The 24,897-nt window shown below is 58.4% G+C and carries 15 protein-coding genes, 2 pseudogenes and 1 riboswitch; of the genes and pseudogenes, 9 read left to right on the forward strand and 8 right to left on the reverse strand.

The genetic code is table 11. The annotated features are described in order from the left end of the window. Window positions 1–33: 33 nt before the first annotated feature. Window positions 34–1,338 (reverse strand): MFS transporter, encoded by a 1,305-nt coding sequence (locus AC1DPR_RS19145; RefSeq protein WP_026371695.1) that lies wholly within the window; start codon window positions 1,336–1,338, stop codon window positions 34–36. Between the two features lie 673 nt (window positions 1,339–2,011). On the opposite strand from AC1DPR_RS19145, the pseudogene AC1DPR_RS19150 reads away from it, so the two are divergent. Together AC1DPR_RS19150 and AC1DPR_RS19155 are read left to right on the forward strand one after the other, a co-directional pair. Then, window positions 2,012–2,518, forward strand: a pseudogene (locus AC1DPR_RS19150) (adenylate/guanylate cyclase domain-containing protein); the annotation flags it as partial. 147 nt (window positions 2,519–2,665) lie between these two features. Next, on the forward strand, window positions 2,666–3,859 hold the full coding sequence (locus AC1DPR_RS19155; protein WP_245267935.1) for a tetratricopeptide repeat protein: 1,194 nt from the start codon (window positions 2,666–2,668) through the stop codon (window positions 3,857–3,859). Window positions 3,860–3,889: 30 nt separating this feature from the next. On the opposite strand, the gene AC1DPR_RS19160 is transcribed toward AC1DPR_RS19155, so the two are convergent. From AC1DPR_RS19160 to AC1DPR_RS19170, 3 genes and pseudogenes are all read right to left on the reverse strand, one after another. Beyond that, the gene (locus tag AC1DPR_RS19160) at window positions 3,890–7,150 is read right to left on the reverse strand and encodes an error-prone DNA polymerase (protein ID WP_477816893.1); all 3,261 of its coding nucleotides are present in this window, start codon (window positions 7,148–7,150) and stop codon (window positions 3,890–3,892) included. Further along, window positions 7,147–8,658 (reverse strand): Y-family DNA polymerase, encoded by a 1,512-nt coding sequence (locus AC1DPR_RS19165; protein WP_026371694.1) that lies wholly within the window; start codon window positions 8,656–8,658, stop codon window positions 7,147–7,149. Before AC1DPR_RS19165 ends, AC1DPR_RS19160 begins: the two co-directional genes overlap by 4 nt. Next, a pseudogene (locus AC1DPR_RS19170) lies at window positions 8,579–9,327 on the reverse strand (ImuA family protein). Before AC1DPR_RS19170 ends, AC1DPR_RS19165 begins: the two are co-directional and overlap by 80 nt. A gap of 458 nt (window positions 9,328–9,785) precedes the next feature. Between AC1DPR_RS19170 and dinB the strand changes: the two are divergent. Next, a complete protein-coding gene (gene dinB, locus AC1DPR_RS19175) occupies window positions 9,786–10,886 on the forward strand; it encodes a DNA polymerase IV (RefSeq protein ID WP_026371692.1) in 1,101 nt (366 codons plus the stop codon). Window positions 10,887–11,246: 360 nt separating this feature from the next. Here the strand turns inward: dinB and AC1DPR_RS19180 are convergent, their stop codons facing one another. Then, the gene (locus tag AC1DPR_RS19180) at window positions 11,247–12,029 is read right to left on the reverse strand and encodes a thermonuclease family protein (protein WP_018856426.1); all 783 of its coding nucleotides are present in this window, start codon (window positions 12,027–12,029) and stop codon (window positions 11,247–11,249) included. A gap of 589 nt (window positions 12,030–12,618) precedes the next feature. Here AC1DPR_RS19180 and AC1DPR_RS19185 point away from each other — a divergent pair. From AC1DPR_RS19185 to AC1DPR_RS19200, 4 genes are all read left to right on the forward strand, one after another. Beyond that, a complete protein-coding gene (locus tag AC1DPR_RS19185; RefSeq protein WP_026371691.1) occupies window positions 12,619–13,392 on the forward strand; it encodes an SOS response-associated peptidase in 774 nt (257 codons plus the stop codon). 242 nt (window positions 13,393–13,634) lie between these two features. Continuing rightward, a complete protein-coding gene (locus AC1DPR_RS19190) occupies window positions 13,635–14,603 on the forward strand; it encodes a helix-turn-helix domain-containing protein (protein WP_018856423.1) in 969 nt (322 codons plus the stop codon). Between the two features lie 137 nt (window positions 14,604–14,740). Next, entirely contained in the window at window positions 14,741–16,258 is a 1,518-nt protein-coding gene (gene adh, locus AC1DPR_RS19195; protein WP_477816894.1) for an aldehyde dehydrogenase, read from the forward strand. 63 nt (window positions 16,259–16,321) lie between these two features. Next, on the forward strand, window positions 16,322–16,687 hold the full coding sequence (locus AC1DPR_RS19200) for a DUF779 domain-containing protein (RefSeq protein WP_018856421.1): 366 nt from the start codon (window positions 16,322–16,324) through the stop codon (window positions 16,685–16,687). A gap of 396 nt (window positions 16,688–17,083) precedes the next feature. On the opposite strand, the gene AC1DPR_RS19205 is transcribed toward AC1DPR_RS19200, so the two are convergent. The 3 genes from AC1DPR_RS19205 to AC1DPR_RS19215 are packed head-to-tail and all read right to left on the reverse strand — an operon-like array spanning window position 17,084 to window position 23,310. Further along, a complete protein-coding gene (locus AC1DPR_RS19205) occupies window positions 17,084–19,780 on the reverse strand; it encodes an adenylate/guanylate cyclase domain-containing protein (RefSeq protein WP_477816895.1) in 2,697 nt (898 codons plus the stop codon). A gap of 18 nt (window positions 19,781–19,798) precedes the next feature. Beyond that, on the reverse strand, window positions 19,799–21,526 hold the full coding sequence (locus tag AC1DPR_RS19210; protein WP_037089536.1) for a peptide ABC transporter substrate-binding protein: 1,728 nt from the start codon (window positions 21,524–21,526) through the stop codon (window positions 19,799–19,801). Between the two features lie 17 nt (window positions 21,527–21,543). After that, the gene (locus tag AC1DPR_RS19215) at window positions 21,544–23,310 is read right to left on the reverse strand and encodes a peptide ABC transporter substrate-binding protein (protein ID WP_477816896.1); all 1,767 of its coding nucleotides are present in this window, start codon (window positions 23,308–23,310) and stop codon (window positions 21,544–21,546) included. 440 nt (window positions 23,311–23,750) lie between these two features. Here AC1DPR_RS19215 and AC1DPR_RS19220 point away from each other — a divergent pair, with 440 nt between their 5' ends. Both AC1DPR_RS19220 and AC1DPR_RS19225 read left to right on the forward strand, forming a co-directional pair. Beyond that, window positions 23,751–24,083, forward strand: coding sequence for a sunset domain-containing protein (locus AC1DPR_RS19220; protein WP_192304544.1), 333 nt, complete (start codon window positions 23,751–23,753; stop codon window positions 24,081–24,083). A gap of 211 nt (window positions 24,084–24,294) precedes the next feature. Beyond that, window positions 24,295–24,355, forward strand: a riboswitch (Fluoride riboswitch). Window positions 24,356–24,522: 167 nt separating this feature from the next. After that, window positions 24,523–24,759: a fluoride efflux transporter FluC gene (locus AC1DPR_RS19225; RefSeq protein ID WP_477816897.1), complete on the forward strand. Its 237-nt coding sequence runs from the start codon at window positions 24,523–24,525 to the stop codon at window positions 24,757–24,759. The last annotated feature ends 138 nt before the right edge of the window (window positions 24,760–24,897 follow it).

Raw genomic sequence — 24,897 nt, forward strand, 5'->3', positions numbered from 1 at the left:
CATGCCCGCTTTCCTTTGAATTCCACGGGCCAACTACACGTTCACTTTGGCTTTTCCGCTTTCACTCGACGTCGGCGTGCGTCCGATCATACGGCCAACGACCAGTACCAGAATTGCTGCAGCAGCCAGGCAGGCCGCGAGGAAGAACATCGGGGCAATGGTGCTGCCGGTCGAATCCTTTATCCACGGTACGACGTTCTGCGCGATAAATCCGCCCAGGTTTCCGACAGAATTGATTGCCGCCAGACCTGCGGCTGCACCCGCCCCTCGAAGGAATCGTGACGGTAGGCTCCAAAAAACAGGTTGCCCGGCAAAGATGCCCGCTGCCGCAACACAGAGAAAGGCAAACTGAAGCAGATGGTTCGGAATCACGGCGGACAGAACCAGACAAACGGCGCCGACAACCGCTGGTACCACGATATAGGGCGTCTTCGACGAGGCTTTGTCTGCGGCTGACGGCACCGCATAGAGCGCGATTGCAACCAGCACCCATGGGATGATGTTGAGAAAGCCGTTGGCCGTATTGCTGACCCCAAAGCTCTTGACGATGGTCGGAAGCCAATAGCTGAGACCGTATGCCGCTAGGGGAAACCCAATATAGCAGATCGCCATCAAGAGAACCCGCGGATTGACGAGCGCCTTGAAGCCATCGCTGGCGGTCGCCTCCATGCCAGCGTTCTCCAAAGCAAGGCGGTCCCTCAGCCAGGTCTTTTCCTCGGAATTCAGAAACGTCGCACTTTCAGGCCGATCTGAGAGGTAGATCAATGTAACGAAGCCCGCGACAACAGCGGGAATTCCCGTCACCAGGAAGACCCACTGCCAGCCTGCATGACCATAGAGACCATCCAGATCGAGCAACATACCGCCCAGTGGCGCGCCGACGGCATTCGCGAGAGCGCTGAAAATCATGAACAAGCCGACCATCCTTCCGCGATAGGCGGACGGATACCAGAGAGTCAGCAGATACAGGACACCGGGAAAGAAGCCCGCTTCGCATGCCCCCAGCAAGAAACGGAGGATGTAGAACATCGTAGCATTCTGCGTGTAGGCGAGCGCTATCGTAACCGCACCCCACGACACCAGGATTCGCGCGAACCATTTGCTGGCCCCAAACCGGTCCAATAGAAGATTGCTTGGTACTTCAAATATGAAATAGCCGATGAAAAACAGCGAGGCGCCAAGACCGTAGGCGTATTCACTCATGCCGAGGGCGTCGACCATGTCTAGCTTTGCGAAACTGACGTTCTGGCGGTCGATGTATGCGATTAGGTAGAGGATGCCGAGAAACGGCATTAGTCGCCATGTAATTCTGGAAATGAGTTCTTTTTCGACAATCACGGTCATTGCCCTCCGTATGCATTCCAATGACTGAGATAGGGCGTTAGTGCACTAATCAACCTTCACGTGAGTTCGCGCGAACTGAACCTGAAGTTCGCTTCGATGAACTCAAAGGAGGTAAACGACCCCGTCGCGGGTGAGAGGGGGGGCGATCAACGTCGAGAGAGGGGTATGATGCCCTTAATCGAATGTTCGACGTGATGGCGAAAGAAATTGGCCTGGTCGGTCGCTTCACGCCAAGCTACATGACTGTATTGCCCCCCGAATGCGATCCGATCTATCGCCCACGAGCAAGCCAGGATACCGAACAGGAAGAGTAAGCCGCGCATGCGGAGACATTAGTCGTCTTCGATTTAGAAATACCTAACACAGGCTCAGCCCAGCGTCTGGGATTGGTGAGCTTTGCAAATCCTGCATTGCACGACCCGGCGGCCATAACCGAAGTCCCGATCGATCCTCCCGGGTGGATCTATAGAGAAAATTCTGACGACAGCCTTCATGACCTTACCTGGCCGCGCGTAGCGTTGCGCCACTGATGGGGTCAACGCGGTGACCCGGGACGCTGCTTCTTCGCGGAACGAAAAGCGCATTGTCGCAGCATTCGGCGTAATATGAGTCTCGTAAGCCACGAACGAGCGGCATCGGAATTCTCACTTAACCCGGCCTTGGACGTGTGCTTTTCTATGCGGGTATCCGGCCGGGAGCTGACAGGGCCGACTGTCGGGGGAATGGAGGGGAAGCTTTGGAGCGAAGGCTAGCCGCAATCCTAGTTGCCGATGTCGTCGGGTTTTCACGACTTGTCGAGGCCGACGAACGCAATACGCTTGCGGTTCTGATAAATTTACAGACCTCGGTGTTTCGTCCACTGATTGCAAGACATGCCGGCCGGCTGGTCAAATTGATGGGCGATGGGCTGATCGCCGAGTTCAGCTCGGTGGTTGAGGCTGTCTCGTGCGCAATCGCGATCCAGAACACATTGGCGAATGAACAGGAGCCGGCCGGTTCCGCAAACAGGATCATCCTTCGCATAGGCATCAATCTTGGTGATGTCGTGGTGGACGGTGACGACCTGCTCGGAGATGGTGTCAACGTTGCGGCCCGACTGGAGCAGTTGTGCCAGCCGGGTGATCTTCTGATTTCGGGGGCAGCCTACGAACAGCTCGCTGGAAAGGTTGACGCGAATTTCGACTACGCTGGTGAGCAGCACCTCAAGAACATCGCGCGGCCGATCAAGGCATACCATCTGCCACTTAGCGGGTCTGCCTACACTTCACCCGAAACTCCAAAATCGACGGGGCCTGCCATTGCCGTACTTCCATTTGAGAACATGTCCGGTGATCCGGAGCAGGCTTACTTCAGCGACGGAATAACTGAAGACATCATCACGGAATTGGCACGGTTCACCGAGCTCATGGTGATAGCGAGAACCTCGTCATTTGCGCTACGCGGCCGAATGCTCGATTTGCGCGAGGTGGGCAGGACGCTCAGCGCGGGGTATGTCGTAGAAGGGAGTGTAAGGCGCGCTGGTAACCGTGTTCGAATTACGGTCCAGCTCGTCGAGACAGCGAGCGGGACACACCTATGGGCGGATCGATATGACCGATCGCTTGACGATATTTTTTCCACTCAGGAGGAGATTGCGCAGAGCATCGTCGCCATGGTCGCCCAACGCGTCATAGACGACAACGAATTGACGTCACGACGTCGTCGCCCGGAAGACATGCGGGCATATGATCTCTTTCTGCAGGGCAACCGCCTCTCTGACGACTTCAGGCCAGGAGCGCAGGCACGCGCGGAGGCGCTTTTCGAGCGTGCCGCTAAAACTGATCCGACGTTTGCCAGAGCCCATACAGGCCTCGCCTACATATACCTCAACCGCGCGTCGGACGGTGCTATTGGCATTCCAAGACAAGAGGATGAGAACAGGATCAAAGCACTGCGTTCAGCCGAGATGGCTTTTGCCCTCGATCCAAGCGATCCACGGGTTCAGTCCACACTGGGATACATTTGCTTGACGTGGCGAGACTTCAAACGAGCTGAACATCATCTTGGCCTGGCGAAGTCGATGAACCCCAACGATGCTACCATTCTGATAATGTGGGCATGGATGCAAGGAGCGATTGGGCGGGCTGAGGAGGGCTTGGCCGGTGCGGAGATCGCGTATCGACTGAACCCATTATATCCCAGTTGGTACAACTATTATAAATCCCGCCTCCTCTTCCAAACAGGGCGATACAGCGAGGCGGCCGTCCTTCTCGAACAGCGAACATTCGCCACGCCGGAAAGGGAGCCGCGAGACATGGCGTGGCGCGCGGCCGCCTACGCTCACCTCAACCGGATCGAGGATGCAGAGAAATGCGGCCGGGTCTTCCTCGATGCTGTCAGCAGGCGATGGTGCGGAGATGCGGCCGCGGGTCCGGTTGATTATGTAAACTGGCTTGTAGATGTCTCATACCTCAGAGAAGAAAAGGACGTTGATCGGCTACGCCAAGGATTGAGGCTTGCGGGTCTACCCGCGTGAGGGGCGACGCGCGAATCCGCTGCCATGCCATCAATGAAAGTTCCTCGCCTTCACCTTCAAGGTATCGATATGCAGGTCCGGGACGAAAATGTCCCTCGGCTTGGCCGCCGCCCCATCACGTGAGTCCGGGCTGCCTGGCGAACCATGCGCAAATTCATCGCCCCTACCTGTCGGCAACTTGAAGTCCAGATCGCGATCAGTCAGCTCGCCTAATTCCCCGGACAGGTCGAAAAGCTGCTGCGCGACAAGATGTGCGACCTCTCCCTCGCGCTGAACGCGGCCGTTTATCGCCATCATCGACGATCCGAGGACGATCCGACGCCGGCGTTCGAACAGGCTTGGCCAGACGACGAGATTGGCCGGCCCAGTCTCATCCTCGATGGTGATGAACATCACGCCTTTCGCTGAGCCAGGCTTTTGTCTTACAAGGACGAGACCTGCCGTCATCAACCATCGACCGTCACGAGCGTTCATGGCTTCGGCACAAGTGACGATGCGGCGTGCCGTCAGCTCCTTTCTGAGGAAGGCAATCGGATGGTCGCGCAGTGTTAGTCCGACATGACTGTAATCTGCGACAACGTTATGACCCGCGGTCATCTGTCGGAGTGCGACCTCAGGCTCCTGCTGCTCGGTGATCGCACGTGCTTCACGTTCGGAAGCGGCGGCGAACAGAGGAAGAGGTTCGTCACGCAGGGCCTTGATGGCCCAGATCGCATCCCGGCGCTGGAGCTTCAGCGACGGCAGGAATGCATCGGCTTCGGCAAGTTGTACGAGCGCTTCGGTTGGGACATGCGATCGCCGCCAAACATCGTCGACCGTTTCGAAGGATGCGTTCATCCTGGCAGCGACGATCCGGGCAGAATCCGCTACGGCCAGTCCCTTCACCAAGCGCATTCCGAGGCGGACCGCATGGCGATTGGTTCTTTCGATAAGCTCGAGCGTACAATCCCAGCGCGACTGGTTGATGCAGACGGGCCGGACTTCAATTCCATGGGCACGCGCATCCTGGACGATCTGGGCAGGCGCGTAGAAGCCCATCGGCTGCGAGTTCAGCAGAGCGGTGCAGAAGACGTCGGGGAAATGGCGCTTCACATAGTTCGAGGCATAGGCGATCAGCGCGAAGGAGGCAGCATGGCTTTCCGGGAAGCCGTATGAACCGAATCCTTCGAGCTGGCTGAACGTCTTCTCCGCAAACTCGGCCGAGTATCCGTTCTTGATCATCCCCGAAACCAGCTTCTCCTTGAAGCGACTGACGCCGCCGGTGAACTTGAATGTGGCCATCGACTTGCGGAGCTGGTCGGCTTCGCCGCCTGTAAAGCCAGCGCAGACCATCGCAACCTTCATGGCTGACTCCTGGAAGAGTGGCACCCCCAGCGTCTTTCCGAGAACGGCTTCCAGTTCCGGTGTCGGGTACTCGACAGGCTCCTTGCCCTCCCGGCGTCGGAGGTAGGGATGGACCATGTCGCCCTGAATCGGACCCGGGCGGACGATAGCCACTTGGATGACAAGATCGTAGAAGGTCCTCGGCTTCATGCGCGGAAGCATGGCCATCTGTGCACGTGACTCGATCTGGAATGTTCCGAGTGTGTCCGCCTTGCGGATCATCGCATAGGTCGCCTTGTCTTCCTGGGGGATTCCCGCGAGGTCGAGGTCCTCGCCTTTGTGCTCGCGAAGCAGATCGAAGGCCTTGGACATGCAGGTCAGCATGCCGAGCGCCAGAACATCGACTTTCATGAACTTTAGAGCCTCTATGTCGTCCTTGTCCCATTCGATCACCTGACGGTCGGCCATGGATGCCGGCTCGATGGGAACGAGATCGTCGAGTCGGTCATGGGTCAGCACGAAGCCGCCCGGATGCTGACCGAGATGACGGGGCGCGCCCATCAGTTGCTGGGCGAGCTTGAGCGTCAGAGCAAGCCGCCGGTCCTCAGGATTAAGGCCCTGTTCCCGCAGGCTCCGGTCGCTTGCCAGTTCATCCGACCAAGACCACATGCCTGCCGATAGCGCCTTGATGATATCCTCCGGCAACCCGAGCGCCTTGCCGACGTCGCGGATTGCACCCTTGGCTCGGTACCGCGTTACGGTCGAACAGAGGGCCGCCTTGTCGTGACCGTAGGTCGTGTAAATCCACTGGATGATCTCCTCGCGGCGCTCGTGTTCGAAGTCGACGTCGATATCTGGCGGTTCGTCGCGCTCCTGGCTCACAAAACGCTCGAACAGGAGATCGTTGGTCTCGGGATCGATCGAGGTGATCCCCAAGATGTAGCAGACGGCCGAATTTGCCGCCGATCCCCTGCCCTGGCAAAGAATACCCTTTGAGCGCGCGAAACGAACGATGCTGAACACTGTCAGAAAGTACGGCGCGTACTTCATCGTGCGGATCAGGTCCAGCTCGTGTTTTATGGCCCTGAGAACTTTCTGGGGCAAGCCTTCCGGATATCGGATTGGGATGCATTCGCGGACGTAATGCTCGAGCGACTGCTGCGCGTCCATGCCCATTACGACCGCTTCTTCGGGATATTGGTAGCTCAGCTCTTCAAGAGAAAACCCGCAGCGTTCGACAATCTCCATCGTCCGCGCCAGCGCCTCGCGGTAGCGTGGGAACAGGCGCTCCATCTCCTCGGGCGGCTTGAGGTATCTGTCGGCATGGCGTTCGCGCTCGAAGCCGACCTCATCGATCGTGGTGTTTTTGCGAATGCAAGTGACGACATCCTGCAGCTGGCGGCGGCCGGGCTCGTGGAACAGGACATCATTGGTGACGACGGTTTTCACACGGTGACGCGCAGCCATCTTCGAAATCTCGTGAAGCCGCATCTGGTCGTTCGGTCGGCGCCTCAGGCAGAGAGACACATAGGCCCGATTGCCGAATACCTCTGCCACCTTGCGAAGCTGGGCAGCGCAGTTCGCGTCCGGCAGATCGGGTAACAGGATGGCCAAAAGTCCTTCTGAATAAGCAACGACATCATCGAGCCCCAGGATGCACTTGCCCTTTCCGCCCCGGCTCTTGCCAAGTGTGAGCAGCCTGGTCAGCCGCGAGTACGCGTTGCGATTGGTTGGATAGACAAGGATCGACATCCCGTCCTGCAGATCGAGCCGACATCCGACAACAAGGCGCACGCCTGTCGCGCGCGATGCCTCGAGTGCCCGGATAATCCCGGAAAGGCTGTTGCGGTCAGCAACGCCAATCGCCTCGATGCCAAGTGCCTTTGCGGTGGCAAACAGCTCGTCGGCGCTGCTTGCGCCACGCAGGAAACTGAAATGGGTCGTGACTTGGAGCTCGGCGTATCTCATCCGAATATTCCGTGCATGAGCCATCGATGGGATCCTGTCTCGGAGTCGACCCCGTCACCCGACCTGAATATCCAAAAACGCTCGCCGCCTTCGTCCTCGACAACAAAGTAGTCGCGCACTGCCTCTAGTTCACTGTCGCGCTTCCACCACTCGCCGAAAACGCGTTCAGGACCATCAGCGCGTTTGACCTTTCGTCGTTTGCCACGCCAAGTGATACTCGCAGGCGGATGATCAGGCAGGAGTGCGATGACTTCGATCTGCTCTGGGCGGGCGAGCAATCGCACAGGCCGGGGCCAGTGGTGCGCCCACGTTTCCTCGACATCTGGAGCGGCAGCCGCGATCCGCAGTACACTGCGCTCGGGAACATCTGAGGCGACCGGCACGACCCGGTAGACCCGTTGCCCTCTATTGCCGAACACGTCGATCAGCGGCGTGATGTCATCGTCCTGCTCCTCTATGAGGTCAGAGGATCGCTGCTCCTGCTCAAGCGGCTGTGTCATAACCGCCGCCAATGTCATCTTCTCGATTCCGAACCCCGGTTCAATTTTTTCAGTACGATCTCGAAAGAGCTTCGACAGCCAGGCAACGTCGCGAGCAGGTTTGGCGGTTCCTGCACGGATTGCCTGGCGTGTACCGTCAACTTTCTCAACAATGAGATCCGTTCGCCGCACGCCAAGACCCTTGCGCTCCAGTTCGGCGACGAGCTGCACAACGAGCCGAGCAACATATTTGTTAATGGTTTCCGCGGCACCGATTGACTCGGCAAAGACCCTGCTGACCTCTATCAGCTCCGGTACCCGGATCGGATCAATCGGCTCGGCGACCCGACCAAAAACCTGATCCAGGCGACGTCCAAGTTCCGGACCGAAGCGAAGGGTCAGTGGTGCTCGGGGCGTTGCTGATAACTCCCCAATCGACTTGAAACCGAGAATATTGAGATCGCTAACGATCTTGGCCGGAAGCCTGAGCAATGAAAGAGGAAGGTGTTCGACGGCCCCGACCGTCTGTCCAATCGGAACTATGACCGTCCCCGTTCGGATCGCGCGAGCACAAGCGTGTGCCGCTCCCCACGTGTCGGCCACAGCAACCCGCGCTGTCAGTCCTTTCCCATGGAACCGGTTGGCTATTCCGGTCAACATCGGCAGCTCCCCACCCTGAAGATGGTCAGCACCTTCCGTGTCCATAACAATGCCATCGGGCTCATCAACAGCGACGATTGGAGAATACTGGCTGAGTGCCCAAAGCGTGATCCTTGCGAGAGCTGCTGCGTCGGCCGCCGGATCGGCGTCGATCAGCATCAAGCCCCTGACGATGGCTTGGGCTTTCGCCGCCGCCATCCCAACACGGACTCCCGCTTTCCTTGCCGCAGCGTCGGCCGCCGAGACCCATCGCTTTGGGCCGCTCTTTGCGATTACGGCAACGGGTTGCTCAACGGGGATAGAAGGGTCGTTGCGACGTATTCGATCCGTCGCCAACTCCGGCAGATAGATGGATACGACCCTGGACATCACACGCTCCTACGAAAAACTCAGCGCACTCACCTGCTTTCACCCGCATCAGTTCCAGAAACCATCTCGGCCTTGCCACACCCCGAACCGGAAGCTCCTCCGACGGCACGACGCTCACACGCCACCTGGTCGCTGACGCGGACGGTTGGCCGAGGTCGGAGGCCTCCGCCTGTCGCCGCCAGCGTCGAACGACCGGACCCATGGTTCCCGTTTTTCGGCGGAAAGCTGCAGCCTGCGGGAGGCTGTCATCGGCAATCGGACAAGTTCGGCCGACCGCTCCGAGACCGCGAACGAAAGGGTCTCCTCCATGGAAGCAAGCACGTGTTCCTCCTTGTCGCCTCGACGAAGACGACGCGGTCCGGCTGAAGGCCAGCCTGAGCCAAAGCCGGAAAGAGGTCCGGCCTCGTCAGGCACCAGATGACCTTGCCCTTGGTACGCGCGGCTATCCCGGCGGCAAACAAAGCGGCTGCCGCGCCGTCGGACGGTGCCCGATCCTCCGCCAGCGAACTCATGCACCGCACCGAAAGACAGTCCGCCTCCAGGCAGGTGCTCATCGATCTCGTGAACACCGAACGGCAGAACCTGATTGCGACGCACTAAGCCACCTTCGAGGTGCGCGATACGCTCCCGAAGTTCGGTGATGACAGGATTTGCGCCTGGTTGCGCCATCTGTAGCCTTCGTCAATTCAAGGGTTCCATCTCGTTCAAAAGCGAGTATGTTCTACATTTGTTCCTTTCCGGATTTTGAGTCAACGGGCGCGTTTCAGGTGCGTTTTGAACCAACAAGCCATCCACAGCAGCGCGGTGCGACGATCCATGAGGGAATTCAATGCGCTAGCAAACGCTGGTCCACAGGGCGTACAATATCTTCCGGATGAGAAAAAATTTCTGCGATGAACCAACGCTGCGAGATTACCGAGGCTCTGTCGTCACCCTCGAATGCGCTGCGTGTGAGAGAGCGAGCGATCTCGACCGGAAGGCCCTCGTCAGACAATATGGAGCGAGCCTGTCCTTCCGGCAGCTCCGGCGGCGGCTTGCCGTTGGCTGTTCGCGAATGAATGGCGTGGATGGCATCGACCGTTGTCAGGCCCGGTTTCCTTGCCTGGTCCGTACTACAGAGACGCCCGATGAGTGATCCCGCTGCAAATCTGTCAATCGAGCGCCCACGCAAGATCATCCACATCGACATGGACGCCTTTTACGCGTCCGTCGAGCAGCGCGACAACCCTGACCTTCGCGGTCGTCCCGTCGCAGTCGGTGGTTCCGAGGCGCGCGGCGTGGTGGCGGCGGCCAGCTACGAGGCCCGTAAGTTCGGCGTCCATTCTGCAATGCCTTCAGTGACGGCAAAGCGCAAATGCCCCGACCTGATTTTCGTGAAGCCGCGCTTTGACGTCTACAAGGCTGTTTCAGCTCAGATCAGGGAAATCTTCGCCGAATACACCCCAATGATCGAACCGCTGTCGCTCGACGAGGCCTATCTTGATGTCACCGAGAACCTGAAGGGCATGGAGATCGCGACCGAGATCGCGCTTGAAATCCGGGCGAAGATCAAGGCGACAACCAACCTCAACGCATCGGCGGGAATCTCCTACAACAAGTTCCTGGCCAAGATGGCGAGTGACCTCAACAAACCAAATGGCCAGGCGGTCATCACGCCGAAGAACGGACCAGCCTTTGTGGCGGCGCTGCCTGTCAAGAAGTTTCACGGCATCGGTCCGGCGACTGCGGAGAAGATGCATCGTTTCGGTATCGAAACTGGAGCCGATCTAAGAGAGAGGGATCTCGAGTTTCTCGTTCGGCATTTCGGCAAGTCCGGGCCGTATTTTTACGGCATCGCGCGTGGGATCGATGATCGTCAGGTAAAGCCAAACAGGGTCCGAAAATCTATCGGAGCGGAAGACACGTTCACTGTGGATATTCACACCTACGAGCCTGCCCTGGAAGGATTGAAGCCCCTGATTGCGAAGGTCTGGCACTACTGCGAGGCAAATCGGATTACCGGCAAGACCGTGACGCTCAAGGTTAAGTACGCCGACTTCATGCAGATCACCCGCTCAAGGACGATTGGCCATGGTTTCCGATCGAAAGAGGAAATCGAGGAATCCATTTGCGTGCTGCTGGGAGCCGTCTTTCCTATCAGCAAGGGAATACGGCTGCTCGGCGTGACAATCTCCTCGCTCGAGCATCTGGCCGACACGTGCGTTGAACAACTGGCCCTGCGTCTATGATGGGCAGCGGCTTGAAAATCAGTTTCGCCCCCGCGTCGCTACCACGCGGTACGAGCCGTACCCAACGCGAACGAATTCATCGACTGTACGTGGGCGACGTGCGGTTTCACCGTCACAACGCAGTTCCCCGGGTAGCTAAGCTTATGCTGGGCAAGGTGTTTCAGCAATTCCACAACATTACGCTTCTCAGTAAGCGGAAACGAAAAAGTCATCCAAATTCCTCCATTCGGCACGTTTCGGGCGCCATTTAGGACTTGGTTTCTTTCGCTCCGCAACATGAAATATTTAATAACAAAATAAAAATCGATTAGTTATTTGCTCAACTTTTTAAAATCGATTTAAAATCGTCTAGCGCCCGGCTCATCGTCCACACCACGGTCGCGGCGTCTGTGGACACTTCGTTTCACTACAGACGAAGGGTACAGCGAGCCCCTCGCCCACCAGGATGTTGCTGACATTCCGTCCACCAGCATAAAGAACGGCGCAGGAGCGGCCGTAATTGCATCGATCCGTTCCTTCAGTCCCCCGCTCGCACGCGCAGGAAACCCTCGCAAGCTCGACCGGTCCGGCTGCGACGAGTTCCTTCAGGCGGTCCGTTGCACGGTCGCCGAGTTCCTTCTCAAACGTACAACGGGGGCTGAAGACCTCGGGCGCGTTGTATCCAACGAGCCGTGTGCCGTTGCTCTCGCCTTCTACATGAATTGTATCGCCATCGGTGACCGAAAACGTCGACGAAACAAATTCGGTCCTGGTCGATGAGGACGGCAAACTCACCGCAGCAAACTTGCTGCCAGAAAAAAACTGAAGGCTTGCAATCAACGCGAGGACCACAATTGCCGTCAGAAATCGTCTGTCGTTCCAAGTCAGTCGATGCGAACGCCGCTTGGCAAACTTCGAGCGAGGGTACTTCGGCGAGCGAGGATGACGGGGCAACGTCTCCCGAAACTGAAATTGGACCACGTTTGAGTGATCTGCAAGAATCTCGAAGATCTTTCTCCACTGCTTGTCAGTAAGAGTGAACCTGTCCCCACTGCGGTCAATGCGCGTCAGAATATCGGTCAGGAATCTCCGCTGCCAGTCATTGAGATGATGGTCGCGTAGTGCGATCTCGATGTCTCTTTTGAGATTGGATGCTGTTTCCATCGTTCACCAATGCTGATTGATGGAGTTTAGCCGCAAACAGCTAAGGGATGCTTTCAGCGGCAGATCGACTTATAGTCAGTCAGCTGTAAGCAGCGCGCATCCAACACAATGCGGACTCTGAACGAATTTGGCCCCCTCTCGCTACGCAGGTAGGAAAGGCCCTGACGCCACTCTCGAGTGGAGTTTCATCGCGCTCATCAAATCGACCAGGAAAAAAGGGGCCACGCAATAGTACCGTGGCCCATAAGTTGTGAAGGTCGAAACCTCCAGAGGGGAACAGCTGCTGCGCGGAACTGGGAGGAGAAGCCGCTATATGCATCAGCTGCCACCGTTATGATCGTTTTTTGACCAATTGGAAAACATTTTTTGTGCAACGCAGCCATGCAAATGTGGATACTTGCAGCAAACCGCGCCGATACCTCCGCGCTGTTCCTCCATTGGTCGTTCCGTTTCGCTGAGTTCAGCGCCTTAATGACCGGACACTTTGTCCGACACAACTTCGTTTCGACGCCTAGCCGCTTCGTGGTGCCTTGAAAGTCCGAGCCAAATGGCTGACCTTCGGTCCCCAGAAAAGGGAGGCGACTACCGCATGTGTAATCTCTACCGCATGGATGATCGCGACTGGGTCAACAAATGGGCGCAGGACGTTGAGAGCCTGATCAACCTGATGCCCGCCTATCAGATCAACCCGGATCAATGGGCACCCGTCATCCGAAACACCTCCGACGGTAGGAAACAGCTCGCGAACTGCCGATGGGGCCTGCCCTCTCCGATCTACTTGCAGAGGAAGGCAGCCGAAACCCGCGCTGAGAAGCTTCGAAAAAAGGGCCTTCCAGTGGACATGGACGAACTCCTGCGGATGGAGCCGGACAGCGGCGTTACCAACATTCGTAATCTGACTTTACCCCATTGGAAGCGATGGTTCGGCGTTGAATGCCGATGTCTCGTGCCCGTGACGGCCTTTGCTGAGCCAGACCCGGCGAGCAAGGAAGAAGGCGGCAGGACACCAAACGCGTGGTTTTCTGCAAGACCCGACAAGGCGGTCATGTTCTTCGCTGGCCTCTGGGTGAGACAATGGAAGAGCGTCCGCAAGGTCAAGGATGGGCTGACGACTGATGATCTCTACGCAATTCTGACAACGGAGCCGAACGACATCGTCCGGAATGTGCACGAGAAGGCGATGCCGGTTCTTCTGCAGACTGCTGAGGAGATCGAAATCTGGATGCGCGCACACTGGGAGGAAGCCAGACACCTGGCCCGGCCGCTACCAAACGACCGCATCGTGATCACGTCACGGGAGCCCTACGGGTCCACGATTGTAAGCAAGGCCGGCGAGCCGCTTCCCGAACCGATGGTGCTTTAGAAGATCTCTGATCGCGGGAGACAGTGACCACTTCATAAAGTGTTGGAGCGCCTCTCATGTGCAGGTGCTGCGCAAGGCAGATTGGGAAGTAGAACCAACGTCTAATTGTCCCGCGCCGAAAATGGAGCAGGAATACCAACCCGATCCGTGCGCTAGGGAGCGGACAAGCGGACATCGATCGCGATAAGTTGTCGTCGGCAACACAAAGGCCGACGAGGATACTAACGCTCTGGGAGGAGCTGATGAGTGCATCAGCATTTGCGCGGCATGCCAACTTAATCCAAGAGGCGATCGGCTCGAACGCTGCGGCCAGGTCCGCACTTGTCGCATCCTGGTGCAGATCGGCAGACCTTCACCGGCTCGACCCGACCGAAAGCAATCGACCGAAACGACTGACGGATTTGGAGTTGCGCTTTGCTCGCCAGAAAATCGAACCGCTGATCCGGGCTGCCTGCATCAGCCTTGATCGACTGTACCATGCGGTTGGGGGCATTGGCTGCTGTGTTCTTCTCGCCGACCGCGACGGCATCCCGGTTGAGCGGCGTGGCGCCGTCGCCGACGACGAGACATTCAGGGAATGGGGGCTTTGGACGGGAACTGTCTGGAGCGAAGAAAGCGAGGGGACAAACGGAATCGGCACGTGCTTGGTAGAGCAGCGCGCTGTGACCATCCACCGAGATCAACATTTTTACTCCCGCAATACGCTTCTGTCCTGCACGACCGCGCCGATTTTCGATCACGAGGGCAAGCTTGCCGCCGCGTTGGACGTGTCCTCTTGCCGCGCGGATTTGACGGAGGGCTTCGTCAATTTAATCACAATGGCCGTTGGCGACGCGGCGCGAAGGATCGAGGCGGAGAACTTCCGTATCGCCTTTCCTGAAGCACGCATCATTGTCGCTTCGACAAACGAAAAGATGCCAAACCCTCTTCTCGCTGTCGACAGCAATGATTTGGTGATCGGCGCGACCCGATCTGCACGCATCGCATTCGGAATCACGTCGGAATCGCTGATGCGGTCCCTTCCAGCCGCTGATCTTCTGGGGGATGAACCTGGCTATGCCGGAAATTTGCGGCAGGCCGAGCGCACCGTCCTGGAGCGCACGCTCGCCAATACCGGCGGCAATGTAACGGCGGCGGCCGAAATCCTCGGGATTTCACGGGCTACGCTTTACCGAAAGCTCGGCAAATTTGGTCTGCGGGGCGCTCAATAGGAATTTTGCAGGCCACAGTGTCTCAACCTTGAGACACTGTGGCCTGCCGAACTGCCGCGCGCGGGCTGACATTCCGTCGAAAGCGAAAAACACTCCCACAAGGCGTCGCGCAGGGCGGCGCATTTTGGGAGGAAAGCATGAACAAGGTCGAATTCCATCGCACGGCCAAGGTGCCGTTTGCCAAGAGGTACGACAATTTCATCGGCGGCAAGTGGACGCCCGCGAAATCAGGCAGGTACTTCGACAACACCTCTCCGGTCAACGGCCGGGTCCTTTGCGAGATCGCCCGTTCGGAAGCTGTGGATGTCGAGGCCGCTCTTGACGCGGCCCATGGCGCCAAGGACGCCTGGGGCAAAACCAGCGCCGCAGAGCGGGCGCGGCTGCTCAACCGCATAGCCGACAAAATGGAAGAGAACCTCAGCACACTGGCGCTCGCGGAAACCTGGGACAACGGCAAGCCGATCCGTGAGTCAACCGCGGCCGACATTCCGCTCGCCATCGATCATTTCCGCTATTTCGCCGGAGCCATCCGCGCGCAGGAAGGTTCAATCGCCCAGATCGACGACGATACGGTCGCCTACCATTTCCACGAGCCTCTGGGGGTCGTCGGCCAGATCATTCCCTGGAACTTTCCGATCCTCATGGCCGTGTGGAAGCTGGCACCTGCACTGGCTGCTGGCAATTGCGTCGTTCTCAAACCTGCCGAACAGACGCCGGCATCGATCCATGTGCTGCTCGAACTGATCAGCGACATCCTGCCGCCAGGTGTTCTCAACGTCGTCAATGGATTTGGCCTCGAGGCAGGCAAGCCGCTCGCCTCGAACCCGAGGATCGCCAAGATTGCGTTCACCGGGGAGACGACCACCGGACGCTTGATCATGCAGTACGCCTCGCAGAACCTGATCCCCGTTACGCTGGAGCTCGGCGGGAAGAGCCCGAACATCTTCTTCTCGGATGTGGCAGACGAAGACGACGATTTCTTCGATAAGGCAATTGAAGGCTTCGTCATGTTCGCCCTTAATCAGGGCGAGGTCTGCACGTGCCCCAGCCGCGCCTTGGTTCACGAGAAGATTTATGACCGCTTCATGGAAAGGGCATTGAAAAGGGTCGAAGCGATTGTTCAAGGTGATCCGCTCGACCCTGCGACCATGATCGGAGCCCAGGCCTCCAGCGAGCAGTTGGAGAAAATTCTCGCCTACCTCGACATCGGAAAGAAGGAAGGCGCTGAGGTCCTGATCGGGGGTGAGCGCAACGAACTCGCCGGAGACCTCGCCGGCGGTTTCTACGTCAAACCGACTGTCTTCAGGGGCACGAACAAAATGCGCGTCTTTCAGGAGGAGATATTCGGGCCCRTGGTTTCCGTCGCAACGTTCAAGGACGATACCGAGGCCCTTTCAATCGCAAACGACACCTTGTACGGCCTCGGTGCCGGCGTGTGGACCCGAGACGGCACGCGCGCCTATCGGTTTGGCCGCGCAATCCAGGCAGGCCGCGTCTGGACCAATTGCTATCATGCCTATCCTGCGCACGCGGCCTTCGGGGGCTACAAACAATCCGGCATCGGGCGCGAGACCCATAAGATGATGCTCGACCACTACCAGCAGACGAAGAACATGTTGGTGAGCTACAGCCCGAAAAAGCTTGGCTTCTTCTGATAACCTCCCAAGCGCATGCGGTGTGGCCATCCCGGCCACACCGCCCCATCCCCGGAGGTCACCATGCAGGACAAAGTCTTTCTCGGAAGAGTAAGCGCGACGCCGGCGGCGATAACGCTTCTGGACGAAATCATCACCGACCATGGACCGGTCCTGTTTCACCAGTCGGGTGGCTGTTGCGACGGGTCTTCGCCCATGTGTTATCCCTGCGATGATTTCATGGTCGGCGATCGCGATGTCCTTCTCGGCACCGTTGGTGACACGCCGGTCTACATCAGCGCATCCCAATACGAGGCCTGGAAGCACACTGAGTTGACCATCGACGTCGTCCCGGGCCGGGGCGGGATGTTCTCCCTCGACAATGGCCGCGAGCAGCGCTTCCTGATCCGCTCCGCGATTTGCAAGGTGTCATCCCAACCGCTTTCGTAGAGACTACACGGGCTCCCAATTGCGATGCTTCAGCTGCTGAGCCGGATCAAGGCACGGACAAATGGCAGGTAGGCTTCCGCGGGGCGGCAACACAGTAGTGCGCCAGGGCCTTGCGATCACACGTGCAGGTTACGATTGAAGTCGTTCTTGAAGAAGGAGTTGGCCAATCGACGACCTCGATGTGGAACAATTGCCACACTGGCGCGCGAACACCTTCTGCTGCAGGAAGAATGGCGAGCGTTTGCTTTTCCTTTTTTAGGAATGTCCCATAACCTGCATGTGCCCAAATGGGCGGAAACGTCGCCAATGCCTGTCGAAGGCAATAGCAGAGCATTGGCGGCGTTTCGTTCGGTTGGCATTCTGTTCGCATTTGAGCGGATTCGACCGGCGCGGATCCTATTTTCGCAGCGTCGCCAGATAGTGCTCGAGTGCCTTGATCGCCTTGTCGCGGTCCGCGCCTTTCAGCGCCGAGCCGATATCCCACTGCAGGTCGCCCTCGCTGTTCGAAAACACATCCTTCATTGCTTCTTGGGCGGTTCGAGCGCCGATCACACGGTAGGTCTTGATGGGATAGGCGAAGCCCTTGACGGTCAACGGAGGCAGTTCCTCGGCCTCGATTTCGTCCTTGACCAAAGCGTAGGTCTCGCCCGCCAGCAATATGCCGCCGAGGTCGGCATGGCTCTGCAGTCTCGAAGCGAGGTTCACCTCGCCGCCGATGATGGTATAGTCCATCCGATCCTCGCTGCCGAAATTGCCCACGGTGCAATAGCCTGTATTGATGCCGATGCGCAGATGGAACGGCAGGGCAAAGCCGGCTCCTGCCCATTCCGCGCGCAACTCCTGCATCCTGCTCTGCATGGCGATCGCCATTCTGACGCAGGCGACGGCGTCTTCCCTGGTGCCCCTGGTTTCGGGATCGCCGAAGAACACCAGGATTGCATCGCCGATGAACTTGTCGATCGTCGCACCGTACGTCAGAGCCAGCTTCGCCATCTCGGTCAGATAGTGATTGAGCAGATCGGTCAGTTCTTCGGACTCGAGCTTGTCGGTCGTCGCCGTGAAGTCGGCGATGTCTGAGAAGAAGACGGTCAGCTTCTTTCGGGTGGACGAAATCTCGACGTTCTGCCTACCGGAGAAGATCGAGGCGAAGACCTGTGGCGAGAGATATTTCGACAGCTTGCTCGAGACCGCTTCCAGCGCGCGGTTCTGCTCGCCGATCCGTCTGCTCGCTTCCTCCGCTTCGCTCTTGGCAGCTTCCGTGGCCGTGTGCAGCCGCGCGTTTTCCAGCGCAATCGAGGCAAGTTGCCCGAAACGGTTGAGAAGCTCGACCTCTTCGGTGCCGAACTCGAGGGCCGAGGCGTCGTCGTAGGCGATGCCGAGGACACCAACCACCCTGTTGTCGGATTTGAGTGGCACGGCCATGATCGCCCTGATTGTCACATCGAGCTGGGCGGCGGCGGCCGCCCTCCCCGGCCAGGTCGGGTATTCGTTGATGACAAGCGCCTCGCGCGTATGCCAGACCGTGCCCGCCACGCCTTCCTTGCTCTCCAGTTGCTGACCCGCGGCCTGCCCCGCATAGACACCGACGCCGACCATGCGCTGAAGCGTCTCTCCGGCTTCGTCGACAAGATAGACGTATCCATGTTGCGTGCCGAGCAGACCTGCAGCGCGCATCGTCAAATCTGACAGGAGTCCGGTCAGGTCCAATCTCGCAATCAGGCCGAGCGACGTATCGTGAAGGGCGCCCAGATATTCGCTCTGCCGGCGAAATTGCAATGCCAGCTGCTCCTGTTCCCTGCGGCGGTTCTCGAGGTCGCCGAGATTGGAGCCCAACTGCGCCGTCATGTCGTTGAACGTTGTCGCCAGCGTGCCGATCTCATCGCCCGATTCCACCTTCGCGCGCGCGGCAAGATCGCCTTGACGAACCCGGTCGGCAACGCCCGTCAAGCGCTGGATCGGCCCAGCGATGCTTTCCCGGAAGATCAGTCCCAGGATCAGGCCGAGAATGGCGGCGGCCACACCACCTAGGAGGATAATGCGCTGGGCCTTCTGGAGCTGGTCGCGGCCGCCACCGAGATCCGCCTGCAGCCGTTGTTGCTCCTCATTGGCGATCTCGTCCAGAATTCCAAGCATGCCTTCGGCAAGCGGGACGGCCTGCGTGCGGAAGATATAGAGATCCTCACGTGCGTGTTCGCCTTCGACTGCTGTAAACATCTGCGCGGGAAACTGCAGGAAGACCGCCCGCGTCTTCGACAGCTTGTCGATCAATATTTCCTGGTTCGGCGTCAGCGCGACGGTTGCGTCGGTAATGCTCTTCCAAGCTGCATCGTTGATGGTGAGGTTAGCCTCGTATTCGTATTTGAAGCCGTCTCGCCTGGTGGTCACATAGCCCCGCAGCCCTGCAACCATCGCATAGAAGGAGCTCTGGAAGGACGCGAGGTCGGCCAGATAGGCCATGTTCTCGGGCGTCGCGTCTCGCTTCTGCTGCGCCAGGATCAGCGCCGTTGCCGTCCCGACAATCGTGGCGATCATCGGGTTTGCATCCGTCACCAACAGCTTGAGGGCGGGTTCGCGTCGAAGCTGGTCATTGCGTAACTCGAAGAGCTGATCCGTCAGCGGCTGCCAGGAGGCAAGCTTTTCGTGGAGCTCCCCCATCCGCTGTTCGACGTCTGCGACCGGGTCTGGCCGCGGAGCTGTTCTCTCCTGGAGCAGACGTTCAAGCGACTGCATGTCCCCGAGAAATGCGGCTTTCGCCGAAGCGTAATTGTCGCGGTAGCTCTCCTCGCCGAGCGCAAGATAGCCGCGAACGGCGCTCAGCATCCGTAGCAAGTCGGCTTGTGCCCGCGCCGAGGCGACCGCGCTCGGGGCGCTCAGGTTGGTCGTCCTGTTGATGCTTCTGACTGCATCGAGGCTGCCCAGATAGTTCAAGCCGACAACGAGCAGCGTCAGCGCCGCCAGAATGCCAAATCCGACCGTGAGCTTGCCGCCGATGTTCAGGTTTCTGAGAATGGGTGAAGCTGCGCGGACGAGCGCATACAGTGGGGCGACATAGAATGGGCGATTTCTTGCGACCACAGGCTCCTCGTGCTCCATGCCTTCAGCTTCGGCCCCTCATGGCTTGCGCCGCCAGTCCGCGATGTTCCACGTCTCGGAATCCCATGGCGTGGGATTGAATCCGACGATGTCGTTGCGAAGGCCGGGGACGTTTGCCCACTCGACAATGGGAATGACCGCGGAGTGAGCAATCAGCAAGTCGTTCATCGCCACGAACAGGCCAATCCGCTTTTCCGGATCGATCTCCGTTTCCGATGCATGGAACAGCGCATCGTACTTGTCGCTGCAATAGCGGGACTCGTTCAGCCCCGACCAGTTGTTGCTTTTCTGAGCGGCCTGCGCGCAGGTCCACTTGACCATATAGCTTCCCGGATCGGGGCTCTTGTTGCCGGTCGCGAATTCCTCAAGATCCGCGTAAAAATGCTGGCTGGTATTAAGGATATCCGGTGAAGGCGAGAAGAAGACACTCGAATCGATCTGCTTGTCCTCGACCCTGATGCCGATCGCCGCCAGATCGGCGCCGATGATCGCCTGGGTCTTCTGGCGGACCGGGTTGACCGAGGTCTGGAAAAGAAGGGTCAAGGGAACGCCGTTCCTGTCGCGGATGCCGTCGCCGTTCGTGTCGCGCCAGCCTGCCTCGTCCAAAAGCGCGCGAGCCTTGTCGGGATCGAATTCCCAGGTGGTGTTGGGAGAATTATAGAGAACAGGGGCGACCAGGAGGTTTGCCGTTGGCCGGCCAGTCCTCCCGTAAAGCGCGGCGATCTTGTTGCGGTCGACAGCTTTCGCCAAGGCGAGCCTCACCTTGGCATCGGCAAGGATCGGGTTGGGGAACTGCAGGCTCGCGCGCTCGCCATCCGATGTCTCACGGTTCGGATCGGTGAAATTCAGCATGAGGCGCTCGACGTAGGAGCTAAAGTAGAGTGCCACCTTGCCTATCTGCTTCGCCTCAAGCTCCTGCAATTCGGCATCGCCGATCTGCAGGTTCCACGCGTAGTCGACGACGCCCGTGCCGAGCACGGCCTTGGCGGCCGTCTTCGCATCGCCGCCACCCTGCAAGGTCACTTCGTCAAATCCCAAACGCGCCCGGTCGCGGTATTCAGGATTGGGCTCGTAGATGATCTTGACGGTGTTGACGACATCGTCGCCGATCAGCAGGACGTCCTCCGTACGGAACTCCTTGAGGCGATACGGCCCGGTCCCGACGGGGGCCAGGTTGGGAGGCGCGTCAACCGCGGCCTTGTTGTTGTAGGGGGCAAATATATGCTCCGGCAGGATCGTTCCCTGTATGCCGACGAAGGGGAGCGCCCAGGCGGGATCGACATCCTTGAACGTTACCTTGACGGTCAGGTCGTCGAGTGCTTCGACCTTGTCGACCGACTTGTAGGTTCCGATACTTGAGGAGCCCACATCCGGATTGGTGATGTAGGCATAGGTGAACACAACGTCCTTGGCGGTGAAGGGGACGCCGTCCGACCATTTGACGTTCGGCTTCAGCTTCCAGGTGACCGACCGCCCGTCGCCCGCGACCTGGCCGTTCGTCAAGGAGGGAATTTCCTCAGCTAGAAACGGTACCAGATGTCCCTCGGCGTCGAAACTCGCCAGCGGTTCATAGACCACGCGGCTCGCAGTCTGATCCTTCACGCCGGGGGCAAGATGCGGGTTGAGGATGCTGGGTGCCTGCCAGAAGAGGAGCCTCAGCGTGCGATCAGCCGAATGGGCAGGGTGTGAGACAACCGCAAACAGCAAGGTTATCACCAGAACGAAAAAGCGTTGCGCTCTACCCATATTTGAACGTGCCTCCGTCATTTGCGATGCCAACCGGCGATGTTCCACGTTTCGGAATCCCAAGGCGTCGGGTCGAAGCCTTCAAGGGAGTTGCTTATTCCGCTGACATCGGCCCAGTGAACCAGAGGAATTGCCGCGAAATCCGAAACGAGCAGATCGTCCATCTTCACGAAGATCTGCCGGCGCTTGGCCGGATCGACCTCGACGGCCGACGCCCGATAGAGCGTGTCGTAATCCTTGTTGCAGTAGCGGGCCCAGTTTGACCCGGACCAGTTATTGGCCTTTTGCGCCGCTTCGCCGCAGGTCCAACCGATCATATAGCTGCCGGGATCGGGGCTCTTGTTCCCGTAGGCATATTCTTCCATGTCGGCGTAGAAATGCCGCCGAGAGTTGGTGCTGTCGGGCCCGGAGCCCAGAAAGATGCTGGAGTCGATCATCTTGTTTTCGACCTCGACCCCGATCGCCTCCAGGTCTGCCTTGACGATCTCCTGGGTCTGCTGGCGAACGGAATTGACGGTTGTCTGAAACAGGAAACGCAGCAGCACGCCGTTCTTGTCGCGCACGCCGTCGCCGTCGCTGTCTTTCCACCCTGCCGACTCGAGGATCGACTTGGCTTTGTCGGGATCGAACGCCCATTCGCTATTCGGCGAATTGAAGATTGCCGGGGCGACCAGAATGTTGCTGGTCGCACGGCCCGTGCGGCCATAGAGCGCCGCGATCTTCTGTCGGTCGATAGCAAGTGCGAGTGCGGCGCGTACATTGCTGTCGGACAATGTGGGATGCGGATATTGCAGACTCGACCGTTCCCCGTCGGCGGTTTCTCGGTTGGGGTCGGTGAAGTTCAGCATGATGCGCTCGACATAGGAGCCCCAGGAGACTGTCGCCTTGCCGACACCGTCCGTTTCGAGCTCCTTGAGCACGACATCGTCGACCTGGAGGTTCCAGGCATAGTCAACCACGCCTTCCTTCAGCACCGCCTTGGCCGCGACCGAAGCGTCGCCGCCGCCCTGGAGCGTCACCGCATCGAAGGTCAGCTCATCCGCGTTGCGATAATACGGATTGCGCTCGAAGATGGCCTTCACCGTGTTGACGACATCCTCACCTATGACAAGCACATCCTCAGTCTGAAACGCCTTCAGGCGGTACGGGCCTGTGCCTATGGGGGCCAGATTCACGGGTGCCGTGACCGCATCCTTGTTGTTGTAGGGGGCAAACACATGCTCGGGCAGGATCATGCCCTGCACTCCGACAAACGGCAGCGCCCAGGCCGGATTGACGTCCTTGAACGTGATTCGCACGGTGTCGTCGTCGATCGCAACGACCTTGTCGATTGTCTTGTAAGAGCCGACACTCGCCGAGCCGACATCCGGGTTTGTGATATAATTGTAGGTGAAGAGCACATCTTTGGCCGTGAAGGGCTGGCCGTCGGACCACTTGATACCGTGCTTGAGCTTCCAGACGACTGAACGGCCGTCGGCGCTCACGCCGCCATTCTCGAGCGTCGGAATGTCCGCGGCGAGGAAGGGAACGAGATGTCCCTCGCGGTCGAAGCTGGCGAGAGGCTCATAGACAATCCGGCTGGCTGTCTGGTCCTTGATGCCCGGAGCCAAGTGAGGATTGAGCGTGCTCGGAGCCTGCCATAACAGCAATTTCAACGTCTTGTCGGCCGACATGGCGTGTCGTGGGACAATCACGATCGACAGGAAAAGAATAGTCAGCAGAAGGAAGCGCGCTGTCTCCAGGAACGCTCCGCGTTGCAACCGGCACCGAGCTTCTCTCCGCATCGCACTCCCCCACGATGGTATTGCCCGACGGCGGCCCGACCCGCTGCGCGTCAGTATCCTAGAAATCCATCAAATTCCTTGCATGCGTCTCGGCAGATCCATGTTGATCTCATCATGAACAGTTGGCAATACCCAGGGTGGTAGAGCGAGAAAGCCTAAAGCTTTCGACATGACTCGACGAACAGGATTGCCAGGCTGACAGAGGCTTCGCCTTATCCTGGCTGAGGCAGGCAAAGACTTCTGCGAAACGCGCGGCCCCGGGCGCAGTGTCTGCAACGGGTCTGAGAGCGGTCAATGCGTGACATGTCGTTCCGGCGCTCCAACCGCCATGCCCAGGTCGCGCCAGACACCACGTCGCCAATATCGCGCATTTTAGCAATCTGACATACGAACGAATAAACCCTAGCGTGTTAAACTCTGGAAGAATTTAGGAGTGAGACATGAAGTTTCCAATGGTGGTAGCTTTGAGTTCGGCAGCGGCATTCTTGGGAACCGGCGGCTACGCCGTGTTGCCCAAATTTGTGACCGCTCCGATCCAGCGTTCGTTTGCCGCACCGACGCAGCCGATGATCATAGACAACGGAGTGATCGTGCAACGAGGCACGGCCTGCAACATCAAGGGCAACGTCAGCATCGAATCTGGCGACCGCATCTATCACGTACCGGGCCAGCACTATTACGAGGCCACAAAGATATCGCCGCAATATGGCGAGCGCTGGTTCTGTTCCGAGCAAGAAGCGCGTGAAGCTGGTTGGCGAAAGGCCAAATACTAATCCCGCCGAGTGAAAATTCGTTGCTACTTGAAATTGACCTCGACCCCCCGCGTCTTCGCGCCGATGGTGCGTTTCCCTCACTCGCAAGCGGAGCGATGGATCCTATAGAAATCAACGTCAGCGCTGTCACTGTTAAATCATTGTTCCAGTCGTGACGGCTTTTGCGCCACGTGTAGACCATATTGATCTGGAAGCATGTTGCTGGCATAAAAGCCGATACGGGAATGGTGTCTCCCTATAACCGCGCTGTTGCTGATGACGCCTGCTGATCAACGCCCCACTTGGGCGAGCAGGAGGCGTGCGTGGGATATCTCATTGTATTTATCGGATCAGGGCTCGGCGGCATGCTCCGCTACGCAGTGGGCATGCTTTCAGTTCGTGTCTTCGGGACGAATTTCCGTACGGAACGCTCGGCATAAATGTTTTGGGCTCTGCCCTCATGGGCATTGTCGTAGGTGTTTTCACAACGACCAACCTAACGTCGGAGGATACCAAGTTGTTTTTGACCACAGGAGTCATTGGTGGCTTCACCACGTTCTCGACATTCTCACTTGATGCAGCTGTGCTGTGGGAGCGCGGCCAGCATTTGGCTGCTGCGGCGTATGTCGTCGCAAGTGTCATCGTATCGCTTATGGCTCTGATCCTGACCATGATGGTCATCCGGCGACATCTATGAAGGTCGGCTTTGGGGCCGTCAGCCGCTTCTGGAGCCTGGAAAACGAAAGCGGTCAAGCATCCGTCGTGTGTTGGCGCGTGGAGCTGGCCCTAAGCGGACATTGGAAGTGAACGGCAGATTTGCGTCGAACACCGCTGA

The organism is Rhizobium sp. 01T417 (assembly GCF_056398905.1).

Coding starts and splice junctions, on each gene's coding strand:
- AC1DPR_RS19220 (WP_192304544.1), top strand. CDS start 23,751: ATGAAGTTTCCAATGGTGGTAGCTTTGAGTTCGGCAGCGGCATTCTTG.
- AC1DPR_RS19155 (WP_245267935.1), top strand. CDS start 2,666: ATGTCCGGTGATCCGGAGCAGGCTTACTTCAGCGACGGAATAACTGAA.
- dinB (WP_026371692.1), top strand. CDS start 9,786: ATGAGTGATCCCGCTGCAAATCTGTCAATCGAGCGCCCACGCAAGATC.
- AC1DPR_RS19215 (WP_477816896.1), bottom strand. CDS start 23,310: ATGCGGAGAGAAGCTCGGTGCCGGTTGCAACGCGGAGCGTTCCTGGAG.
- AC1DPR_RS19165 (WP_026371694.1), bottom strand. CDS start 8,658: ATGTCCAGGGTCGTATCCATCTATCTGCCGGAGTTGGCGACGGATCGA.
- AC1DPR_RS19200 (WP_018856421.1), top strand. CDS start 16,322: ATGCAGGACAAAGTCTTTCTCGGAAGAGTAAGCGCGACGCCGGCGGCG.
- AC1DPR_RS19190 (WP_018856423.1), top strand. CDS start 13,635: ATGAGTGCATCAGCATTTGCGCGGCATGCCAACTTAATCCAAGAGGCG.
- AC1DPR_RS19185 (WP_026371691.1), top strand. CDS start 12,619: ATGTGTAATCTCTACCGCATGGATGATCGCGACTGGGTCAACAAATGG.
- AC1DPR_RS19205 (WP_477816895.1), bottom strand. CDS start 19,780: ATGGAGCACGAGGAGCCTGTGGTCGCAAGAAATCGCCCATTCTATGTC.
- AC1DPR_RS19180 (WP_018856426.1), bottom strand. CDS start 12,029: ATGGAAACAGCATCCAATCTCAAAAGAGACATCGAGATCGCACTACGC.
- AC1DPR_RS19225 (WP_477816897.1), top strand. CDS start 24,523: ATGGGCATTGTCGTAGGTGTTTTCACAACGACCAACCTAACGTCGGAG.
- AC1DPR_RS19210 (WP_037089536.1), bottom strand. CDS start 21,526: ATGGGTAGAGCGCAACGCTTTTTCGTTCTGGTGATAACCTTGCTGTTT.
- AC1DPR_RS19160 (WP_477816893.1), bottom strand. CDS start 7,150: ATGAGATACGCCGAGCTCCAAGTCACGACCCATTTCAGTTTCCTGCGT.